This is a genomic window from Streptomyces sp. NPDC026062 (assembly GCF_055568375.1).
Genome location: NZ_JBVHOQ010000067.1, coordinates 23,184 through 32,136 on the forward strand (window position 1 = coordinate 23,184; position 8,953 = coordinate 32,136).

Genomic DNA, 8,953 nt, shown 5'->3' on the forward strand with positions numbered 1-8,953 from the left:
ACGGCCCAACCGGGCGACCAGGCAATGTCGAGGGCCAAGAGCGCAGCCCGCCAGCCGGCCCTATCACCGGCCCGCACAGCCTTCACACCCGGTCAGCGTCTCCCTCTCCCGGATCTTCGCCGTCGTCGTGCGGCGCAGCTCCGCCTTTCGTGTACTGAAGAAGGGCCTCTCGCCTCGTCCTCAGGCGGCTCTGGCGCCGACGGACGCGGCCAGTTCCCGTACTCCCGCTGCCTGGGCGTGCCGTGTGCGCAGGTCGGTGACGATGGTGCGGATGGCAGGGCGGTCACGGACTTCACCCGGGGATGCCCGCAAGGCGCTGAGCAGTTCGGCGGCCGTCTGCTCGGGTTTGCCCCACTGCCACCAGGCCCGGGCGAGGTCGGTGTGCATGCGGGCCTTGCGCTCCGGGGTGGTGAACTGCCCCTCGTGCAGGCCGCGCCCGGCTTCGAGAGCGGCACCGGCGTCGCCGAGCGCCCAGTGCACGCCGACGGCGTACAGGTCGACGGCGGCGGGGGTGAGGGGGAAGAGACGGCCCTGGGGCGGGTGGTGCGGGAGGTCGCGGGCGGCGCGGGTGGCGTCACGGATCATGGTGAGTGCCTGGTCCCGGTCGCCGGCGCGGGCGGCGGTGTAGGAGGTGGTGCACAGCATCTGGGCGTAGGCCGAGGCCTGGGCCGGTGTTTGGAGTCCGGTCTTTTCCACGCGGGTGACGGCGTCGAGGATGTGGCGTTGGGCGGCGGCCGGCTGGTTCTGGTGGCGGAGGACGATGCTCAGTTCCCTGGCCGCTGCGGCGGCGGCGAGGGGTGAGCCGGAGAGTTCGGCGTAGATGGTGGCGCGGTCGGCGCTGAGCCTGGACTGGTCGTATCTGCCGATTTTCGTCAGGACTTGGGCGGTGAGGCTGTAGCACGCGGAGAGGCGGGCGAAGTCGAGGTCCTGGCGGCTTCGGGCGGCTTCGCGGGTGTCGGCCAGCAGGCCGGGCAGGGCCTTGAGGAGGTGGCTGTGCTGCCCGGCGTCGAAGTAGCCGCGGGCGGTGGTGATGCGTCTGTCCAGCGGGACGGTCGAGCCGGTGGGGGCCGGGGTGCTGGCGAGTGCGTCCTGGACGCCGGTCAGCAGGGCGGCGGGGGCCGTGAGACCGGCGGCAGCAAGCAGGGTACGGCGACGCATGGGGTCCTCCTCGTCACGGCGTGGCCCGTCCGCGACGACTGTAGCGGCTGGTGGCCCGGCTAACCCGAGTGACGCCGCGAGGACACCCGTCGGGACGCCCGCCTCGTGGGCGGCGCGCCGAAGGAGCGTCAGGTCGGCGTAGCCGTGGTGTGTTTCCAGGCGGGAGACGGTGGAGGTGGAGCAGCCGATGCGGGTGGCGAGGTCGGTCTGCCGCCAGCCCCGGTGCTGGCGGGCGATCCGGATGAGGGCGCCGGGGTCCTGGCGGGCGACGGCGGTGGTGACCCTGCTGGAGGTCCAGAGGGAATCGGTGCGCACAGGGGCCTCCCACTCGCCAGGAGCCGACAGGTCTGCCTGTCCACGGTAGAGGCCGTAGGGGTGGGGTGCCTATGGCGTGTGCAGGGTCTGCAAACGGTGTGCACCGGGGGCATGTTGATCACGGCGTGGGGTGGGTGGTCGCTTTGCTGGGGGTGTGGCCCCGGCGTGAGGCGGGGCCTCTCACACACGGGAGGACAGTATGGCGACAGCCGCCGAACCCAGGGTCCGTGACCCTCGGGACTACGTGGACCCCGAGGTCTGGGCCCGGGAGGTCCAGCTCCTTATGCGCGACTACCCCTTCGACGAGGTGATGGCGACGCGGCTCTTCCAGGCCGCTGTCTCCTACCTGATCACGGCCATCGACAAGTGGGGCCAGGGCCTGGAGATGTGCTGCGGCCGCACCGTCGACATCGCGGTGCACACCTTCATCCTGGACACCCGCAACTACCGCGAGTTCTGCCACCGGCACTTCGACGGCAGGTTCCTGGAGCACATCCCGGAGATCGACTTCAAGTACGACGGAAGCGTCGAGCGGACGGCGCAGATCATCGCCGACAACGGCTTCGAGGTCGACTGGAAGCTGTGGGAGGCGGACTACGGCAAGTGCGGCCCCTGCCGGCCCGGGGAGAACTGCCACTGAACCGCAACGGCCAGCCGGGGCCCGGGGACGCTCGCAGTGTCCCCGGGCCCCGGCACGTGCACCCCTGGGGGTGAGTCGGGGGCGTTCGCCGGTGGGCAGCGGAGCGGCGCGGGTACGGTGGCCAGCTCGAAGGCCGCCCCGCCCCCAGAGGAACGTCATGCCACCCGAGCCCCGCACCCCGGCCCAGTACTGGGACACCTACAAGCCCTACCGGGGAACGGGCGAGCAGCCCGCACCAGAGGCGGACCGGTTCGAGTGGACCCAGTACCCCGGCCACGGCCCCGGAGCCGAGATGCTGGGGCACCCGCGCCGTGCCCTGGACCTGGGGCCCGCAGAGGGCAGGGAGGCGGTGTTCCTGGCCCGCCAGGGCGTCGCGACGACCGGTGTGGACCTTTCCGCCGCCCAGGTCGACCGTGCTAGCCGGTGGTGGAAGGACACCCCCGGCCTGGAGTTCGTCCACGCCGAGGCCGGCGACTACCTGACCTCCAACACGACGCCCTTCGACGCGGTCTACTCCGTGTGGGGCGCGGTGTGGTTCACCGACCCCGAGCTCCTCTTCCCGCTCGTCGCCAGGAACCTCACACCCGGCGGGATCTTCGCCTTCAGCCAGGCCGAGCCCTCCCCCGGCGCCTACGGGCCGCAGCCGATGCACGGCAAGTGGCTCGAAGGGAGGGAGAGCGAACTGACCGTGCTGCGTTGGCAGTACACCCCCCAGGCGTGGGCGGACCTCCTCAAGCGCCAGGGCTTCACCAACGTCGACGCCCGCATCCTGCCCCCACCGGGCGGGGAAGGTCTGGGCACGCTCCTCGTACGCGCCCACGGCCCGGCCTGACCCGCCGATCAGCGGAAGACACGCATATCCACCCATAATGTGAACCTCGCGACACCAGTCAGGTAATGGTGCTATCGCCACGCATCGTCTGGTCTGCATTGCCAGGTGAGTCGGCGGGGGGCAAGGGGAGGGGTGGACGTGGCGAACGGGTTGCGGTGGATATCGACCGCATACGACTTGGGTTACACCTTCACGCTGTGCGAAGGTATCCGGCCGCAGGATCTACTGGTGCGGATGGACGCAGAGCCGCATGTCCTCCACGAGCTGTCCGATGACGTGGTGGCCGAGCTCCAGATGCGCCCGGAGGATGGTCATTTGAATGACCTCGACTTTCTCGACTGGGAGGACGAGAGCCTGGTATCACGGCTGACCGAGGGTGGGTTCCTCTCACATCCGGAAGCCATCGTTCGCGCTGGCGCGGTTCCTGGCTGGGCCTATGCCGTCGAGAACATCACCAGCCGTGCCCCTGCCCACCTGGCGGCGCTATCGCAAGGAACTCGCGCATACACCGTGTTCCGCAGTGTGAACGGCGTACACGAGGTCGGCTATGCCGTCGACGGCCAGGTACTGGCCTACTACAAGCCGGTCGTGCGCCATATGGCAGAACCCGACGAGCGTAGGGTGCCAGGCTTCGAATACTCCGGCGAGGAACCTCCCGACGTTGCCTTTCTGCGCTTCCTCGAGATCGAGCACGGCATCCATGTCTCGTGGGAGGACTTCCGGGCTCCGCTTCCCACCGCCGCCTTCGCGTAGGTCGATGGTCTGGCCGTCAAAGCCGCTTGCTTGCACCGGCAACGTCACCTGCCCGGGAGACCTGTCGCCGCCGACAGAGCACAGACCTTTTCCTGCGCAGGGTCTTCGCTCCTCCACGCGTCTTCCGCCCAGGCGACTTCTGGGTGGTGTCAGTGGTGTTCGGCATAGTGCCCCGCATGATGATCAATGAAATCGACGTCGAAAAGGTTCTTCACTTGCGCAGCGTCGATGCTCTTGGCCCGCGTGGCGCCTATCACGACTTCATCGCTGATCTCCGCAAGGACAAGCGGGTAAAGGACTTGCGGGACTTCCTAGAGGGGCGGCCGTCCCCCGACGGCTCAGCATCCGCGCTGGCCGCCGAGGTAGAGCAGATCATCACTGCATACCAGCAGGAGGCCTTCCGGCGAATGCACCGACCGGCGATGCTGCGGACCGTCGCCAGCATGGCCCTCGGCGCCGTCGGCAACAGACTGCTACCCGGACTGGGGGGTGTACTCGGTGCCATGGTGAACGCTGACCGGACTATCTCGGACTTCAAATACCGCAAGGACAGCAGTTGGGCCATGTTCGTCGTTGACGCCCGATCGCGTCAAACCACCGAGCCTCCCGCGGGGCCTGGTGCCGAGTAGCGCACTACCAGGCGCGCCAACGAGGTCCCGTGCCGCAGAACCCCAACCGGCTGGCCGCATTCTGGAGCTACGTTCTCGGCTACGTCGAGCTCGATCGGGAGGACGACGACACGCAGGCCGCTACCGAAGCCGCCCTGCTGCACTTCTCCAGCCCGCGCGACGACGCGACGATCGCGGCGTTCCTGCGCACTCGGGTCTACCGGCCGGAGTCGCTGGTGTGGCTGGAGGGCTACCAGGCCCTGCTGCGGTGGCGGGCGGAGAACGAGATCACCGGCGTCTACGCCGTGCCCTATGAAGTGGAGGTCGAGGTCGGCGTCACGAAGGACTTCCCCCTGGGGCGGTGGGTGCACCAGCAGCGCAAGGCCCTGCGGGCGGGTGAGCTGGAGGAGCGGCGCAAGGTCCTCCTGGACGCTCCGGAGGCCGGGATGGTCTGGGAGCCGGGCGGGGAAGCGTGGGAGAACAAGCTCGCCGCGCTGCGTTCGTACCGGCGGGCGACCGGGCACCTCGCGCCCCGTCAGGACGCCGTGTGGGGCGAGGGCGAGGCGATGGTGCCCGTCGGGCAGCATCTCGCCAACCTCCGGCGGAAGGGCGGTCTGGGGAAGGACGCGGAGCGAGCCCGCCAGCGCGCGGCGCAGCTCACCGCGATCGACCCGGACTGGGACTGCCCGTGGCCGCTGGACTGGCAGAGGCACTACCGCGTGCTCGCCGACCTGGTCGACGCCGACGGTGCCCTGCCCTACATCGCGCCGGGCGTCATCTTCGAGGGCTATGACGTGGGCAAGTGGCGCTGGCGGCACCAAGAGCCGGGCACCTGGGCGCAGCTCCTGCCCGAGCAGCAGGAGCTGCTGGCCGCGCTGGGCGTCAACGCCCCTGTGGCCCCGTCTCACGCCCCGGCGGCCAAGCGCACGACGAAGGGGCCCGAGCAAGGCAGAGCAGGCGTTCCAGCGGGGCCTGGCGGCGCTCACGCAGTGGGTGGAGCGGGAGGGGAAGCGGGCGGTGCCGCGCGGGCACAGCGAGACGATCACGGTCGACGGCGAGCCGGAGCCGGTGATCGTGAAGCTGGGTGTCTGGAATTCGAATATTCGATCGAGACGGGACAAGCTCACCGCCCCCCAGCTCGGCGCCCTCGCGAGGCTGGGCGTCGACTGGGCGGGACCGGCGTCGGTCGTCCAGGCCGCGCCGGCGCAGCCCGACGTGCAGGCAGCTCCGGCGCGGCGGGAGCACCACGATGAGTGCGACAAGACTCTCTACGCGGGCGGTACATGTACCTGCGACCTCATCGAGCAGTACGGGCCGCCCTCCGAACGCGACGACTACTGACCACTCCGCCCCGCCCCGGACCTCATGAGGTCCGGGGCCTCTTGCGAGTAGGTCATGTGGGGCCCAGTCGGGCGTCCAAGACGATGGGGGGCAGTTGCTTGCCATCGGGAGTTTCCAGGTCGATGCCGTCCAGCACTGCTCCTGTGGCATCCCAGACGCGTTGGCACACAGCACGGCGAGCAACATCGATCACGGTGAAGCGGGCAATGTAGGTGCGTTGAACAAGCCGCGCCAGGTCGGCCCCCTCCAGCTCTACGTGCAGGAGGCCTTCCTCATCAGGCATGGAGTGGCTGGTCTTGTAAGGAAAGGTCTTGAAGTGGCTGAACGAGTACGCGCAGTGCTGCTCCACCACCCGCCATGTCGCCGGGACACAGACGAGTTCGGCGCGTGAGACTCCAGCAGCCTTCAGCAGCCGCTCGCGTTGCAGTGGGCGATCCAGACGCTCCTGCAGTGCCATGCACATCCCCTTGTCAATCGTGGCTGGAACACCGGTCGTTGCCGATTGTCTCGGGCGCAGCAGATCGACGTAGCGGAATGCGCCAACCCCGGCCGGTGCCAAAGGGGCACAGCGAAGAGATCGCGGTCGACGGTGAGTCCGAACACGACGACTCCCGCGCCCAACCGGGTCCCGGACCTCAAGTCTTGGTCCGGGGCCCGGCAGGTGGATGGTGGTGCTACGCGACTGCCGCGGCGAATTTCACCGACGGGATGCCGCAGCCTTCGGGGAGCTCGGCGAGGGGACGACGAGGAAGGCCAGAGACGATCCACAGCCGCATGATGTCGTGGGTGACCAGCTGGCCGGAGCCCGTTCCGTCCTCGTTGAGGACGTCGACCTTCAGCAGCATCCGTTCCCCGGACTCCCCCACCGTCCAGAGGTCCAGGAAGCACGGACGCCGGCACGTACGGAGGTTGCGGCGCTGGTTCTTCCACCGGAAGCTCACGATGCCGTTGGCGAAGGCAGTCAGTGAGAGGGCATCGGTGGCGTAGGCGGAGCGGCCGTCCCAGATCCACACCATGTGGCCGTGGTCCAGCTCGCGGCCCATGATCTTCGTCGGGGACATGCTCGCGTGCTGGATCTCCACCACGCATCCGTCGGCCGCGATCACATCGGCGATGTGGTCTCCGCGCCGCTGTTCACGTTGGGTCGCCGGCACCATGGACTTCCAGTAGTCGTGCCACTGGGTCGAGGAGTAGGAAACGCCGTTCATACCGCTCCTGCCAGAGCCACCAGGTCGGCATCGCTCATGCCGAGTTCCGCGGCGCCGATACCCAGGGCAGCCAGCGCGTCCAGTCCGATCTCGGGGTTCTCCTTGATGCGCTCCTGCGCCCGCCGCAGGGCGCGGAGCTGAGTTTCCAGCTCCGTGTACTGGCCGTCGAGGAGCTTGCGGAACGCCCGGCTGTCCTTCTCCTGCTCGCGCAGGTGCTTCTGGTTGCCCTTGATAGCGAGGAGCTGCTTGGTCACCTCCACGATGCGGGCGTGAACCAGGTCGGCGGGCAGGAACGAGCGCTGGCCGGGGATGGTGATCCCCATGTCGGTCCCAGTGCCGCACCCGCCGGGAGCGGGCCCGGAGGATGCTCCGCCGCTTCCGAGACCAGGGATCGGCGGTGTCGTGCCGCCGGGTGCCTTCGTCCCGCCCTCCTTCCCCGGTCCTGCGGGCAGCGGCGTTTCGGTGCCGCTGTGCGCGAATCGAAGCAGCAGGTCGTTGTCCAGCGCACCAAGGACGGGGCCGAGGACGACCTTAAAGTACTCAATCGCCGGCAGCTCGCCCGCCTGGACCCCTTCGATCATGAGGTCCATGAACTCGCCGGTCCGCCGGTTCTTGTCACCATGCTGGGCGAACAGCGGGCCGTAGTTGTCCGTGATCCACTGCCGGGTCGCAGCGGACAGGGAGGTATAGCGCGAGGCGGTCACCGCACACCCGCCTGTCCGCAGCTACGGGCCGAGTGCAGCCGCTGCGCCCAGTGCCCAACGCCCTCGCACGCCTTCTCCAGCTCGTTGAGCATGGCCTCGTCGGCGATGTTGATGATCTGCTCGGGGTGCATCTCGACCAAGCCGTAGAGCAGGTTCACCCGGCGCCGGAACTGCAGGACCAGCCGGTCGTCGGTCTCCTCGGGGATCGAGGTGCTCTCCCTGCTGCCGGTCACCTGGGTGACCTGGGCGAGGCTGTCGCGAATCTTCAGCTCCGCCATCGGATCGGCCGCGAACGCCTCCACAAGGAACGCAACCCGAACGCGGCCTGCGAGCTCGCGCAGCTCCTGGCCCGACACGGGCGGGGCGCAGATGCGATCGGCGTGATGCGCGCCCAGGCCGACGCCCACCCCAGCGACGACTGGATTCTCCACGCCCTGTCCGAGCTGTGCCTCGGCCAAGGTCGCCCCGCCGACGGCCTGGCGCACCTCGATGCCCTCGACGCCCGGCGCGGGAGTGAAAGCGATTGGGAGTTTTACTGGATGCGGTTGCCGCTGATCGCCGCCTGCGGGGGCGTCGACAAGGCGGTTGAACAGGCCCGAGCTCACCCCGAAGGCAACACCTGGTACGCGGCGGAACACCTTGCACACCTCTTCGCCGGTGCCGGGCGCATTGAAGAAGCCGTCGCCGTTCTCCGACAGCACGACCACAGGAACAACCACGACCTCGCTGGCTACCTCGTCGACCTCGGCCGCGTTGAGGAGGCCCTGGCCACTCTCCTCCACAAGACCCCGCCACCGGTCGTGCCAACGACACACCTGTGGTCCGAAGAGCCACCGTTCTGAAGCCCTGCCCAAGTACGGGCAACGACGGCCCGTCATTCGCCGGCCGAGGAGGCGTCCATGCGGTTGACGGCAGCCAGCGGCTGGGCATCGCCCGGCGTCCCCGGGGCCTGCTCGCTCCGGCTGCCCTCACCCAGTTCCGCAGCGTTTCCGGGTTGACTCCCAGATCAGCGGCGACCGACCTGATCGTGGCTCCTGGCCGCGACTCGTACAGCGCGACCGCGTCCGCCTCGGACTCCGGCGGATAGTTCTTCACGACCACGAGATGTCCGTTCTCAGATCCTCAGGATGCAGTGTCTCGTGTGTTCAGGATTCGGGGTCAAGGCCCAAGGCCGGGTAGTTAACGTTTTCGCAGGTCACGCAAGCCAGTTGAAGGATCCCGAACGGAGAACAACGGAGCTCGTTGGTACAGGAAGTCGTCCAAGACAGCTTGTACTTGAGGAGCTCCGTTGCCGTTTCATCATGTCCTGTCGGCCCCGGTGATGACCATCACCCGTACGGTCACAGTGGCCGCGGGCCGGTTCGCGCCCGGGCATCTGGGAGAGCTGACGGCCG

General features: G+C 68.6%; 10 protein-coding genes and 2 pseudogenes. 6 read left to right on the plus strand and 6 right to left on the minus strand.

What is annotated here, in order from left to right; translation table 11 throughout:
* Window positions 1-180: 180 nt before the first annotated feature.
* Complete coding sequence (locus ACZ4LX_RS35815; RefSeq protein WP_467651197.1) at window positions 181-1,473, minus strand: helix-turn-helix domain-containing protein; 1,293 nt, start codon at window positions 1,471-1,473, stop codon at window positions 181-183.
* A 199-nt stretch (window positions 1,474-1,672) separates the two neighbouring features.
* Between ACZ4LX_RS35815 and ACZ4LX_RS35820 the strand changes: the two genes are divergently transcribed.
* The 6 genes and pseudogenes from ACZ4LX_RS35820 (at window position 1,673) to ACZ4LX_RS35845 (ending at window position 5,647) form a co-directional block, all read left to right on the plus strand.
* On the plus strand, window positions 1,673-2,113 hold the full coding sequence (locus tag ACZ4LX_RS35820; protein WP_467651196.1) for a glycine-rich domain-containing protein: 441 nt from the start codon (window positions 1,673-1,675) through the stop codon (window positions 2,111-2,113).
* Window positions 2,114-2,270: 157 nt separating this feature from the next.
* Window positions 2,271-2,945: a class I SAM-dependent methyltransferase gene (locus ACZ4LX_RS35825; RefSeq protein WP_467651195.1), complete on the plus strand. Its 675-nt coding sequence runs from the start codon at window positions 2,271-2,273 to the stop codon at window positions 2,943-2,945.
* A 132-nt stretch (window positions 2,946-3,077) separates the two neighbouring features.
* Window positions 3,078-3,698 carry a DUF6461 domain-containing protein gene (locus tag ACZ4LX_RS35830; protein WP_467651194.1) on the plus strand — a complete coding sequence of 207 codons (621 nt, stop codon included), beginning with the start codon at window positions 3,078-3,080 and terminating at the stop codon, window positions 3,696-3,698.
* A 176-nt stretch (window positions 3,699-3,874) separates the two neighbouring features.
* Window positions 3,875-4,327, plus strand: coding sequence for a hypothetical protein (locus tag ACZ4LX_RS35835; RefSeq protein ID WP_467651193.1), 453 nt, complete (start codon window positions 3,875-3,877; stop codon window positions 4,325-4,327).
* A gap of 215 nt (window positions 4,328-4,542) precedes the next feature.
* Window positions 4,543-4,917 (plus strand): annotated as a pseudogene (locus ACZ4LX_RS35840) (helicase associated domain-containing protein); the annotation flags it as partial.
* Between the two features lie 178 nt (window positions 4,918-5,095).
* Window positions 5,096-5,647, plus strand: coding sequence for a Helicase associated domain protein (locus ACZ4LX_RS35845; RefSeq protein WP_467651208.1), 552 nt, complete (start codon window positions 5,096-5,098; stop codon window positions 5,645-5,647).
* A gap of 52 nt (window positions 5,648-5,699) precedes the next feature.
* Here the strand turns inward: ACZ4LX_RS35845 and ACZ4LX_RS35850 are convergent, their stop codons facing one another.
* From ACZ4LX_RS35850 to ACZ4LX_RS35870, 5 genes and pseudogenes are all read right to left on the minus strand, one after another.
* Window positions 5,700-6,104, minus strand: coding sequence for a hypothetical protein (locus ACZ4LX_RS35850; protein WP_467651192.1), 405 nt, complete (start codon window positions 6,102-6,104; stop codon window positions 5,700-5,702).
* A gap of 217 nt (window positions 6,105-6,321) precedes the next feature.
* A complete protein-coding gene (locus tag ACZ4LX_RS35855) occupies window positions 6,322-6,855 on the minus strand; it encodes a hypothetical protein (protein WP_467651191.1) in 534 nt (177 codons plus the stop codon).
* Window positions 6,852-7,559 (minus strand): hypothetical protein, encoded by a 708-nt coding sequence (locus ACZ4LX_RS35860; RefSeq protein WP_467651190.1) that lies wholly within the window; start codon window positions 7,557-7,559, stop codon window positions 6,852-6,854. The genes ACZ4LX_RS35855 and ACZ4LX_RS35860 overlap by 4 nt, the downstream gene beginning before the upstream one ends.
* Entirely contained in the window at window positions 7,556-8,341 is a 786-nt protein-coding gene (locus ACZ4LX_RS35865) for a hypothetical protein (protein ID WP_467651189.1), read from the minus strand. Before ACZ4LX_RS35865 ends, ACZ4LX_RS35860 begins: the two co-directional genes overlap by 4 nt.
* A gap of 184 nt (window positions 8,342-8,525) precedes the next feature.
* Window positions 8,526-8,660: pseudogene (locus ACZ4LX_RS35870) on the minus strand (transposase); the annotation flags it as partial.
* Window positions 8,661-8,953 lie beyond the last annotated feature (293 nt).

What these genes read in the sequence shown, in the direction of transcription:
- ACZ4LX_RS35820 (WP_467651196.1), top strand. Translation starts at nt 1,673, where the DNA reads ATGGCGACAGCCGCCGAACCCAGGGTCCGTGACCCTCGGGACTACGTG.
- ACZ4LX_RS35825 (WP_467651195.1), top strand. Translation starts at nt 2,271, where the DNA reads ATGCCACCCGAGCCCCGCACCCCGGCCCAGTACTGGGACACCTACAAG.
- ACZ4LX_RS35835 (WP_467651193.1), top strand. Translation starts at nt 3,875, where the DNA reads ATGATGATCAATGAAATCGACGTCGAAAAGGTTCTTCACTTGCGCAGC.
- ACZ4LX_RS35845 (WP_467651208.1), top strand. Translation starts at nt 5,096, where the DNA reads ATGACGTGGGCAAGTGGCGCTGGCGGCACCAAGAGCCGGGCACCTGGG.
- ACZ4LX_RS35850 (WP_467651192.1), bottom strand. Translation starts at nt 6,104, where the DNA reads ATGGCACTGCAGGAGCGTCTGGATCGCCCACTGCAACGCGAGCGGCTG.
- ACZ4LX_RS35855 (WP_467651191.1), bottom strand. Translation starts at nt 6,855, where the DNA reads ATGAACGGCGTTTCCTACTCCTCGACCCAGTGGCACGACTACTGGAAG.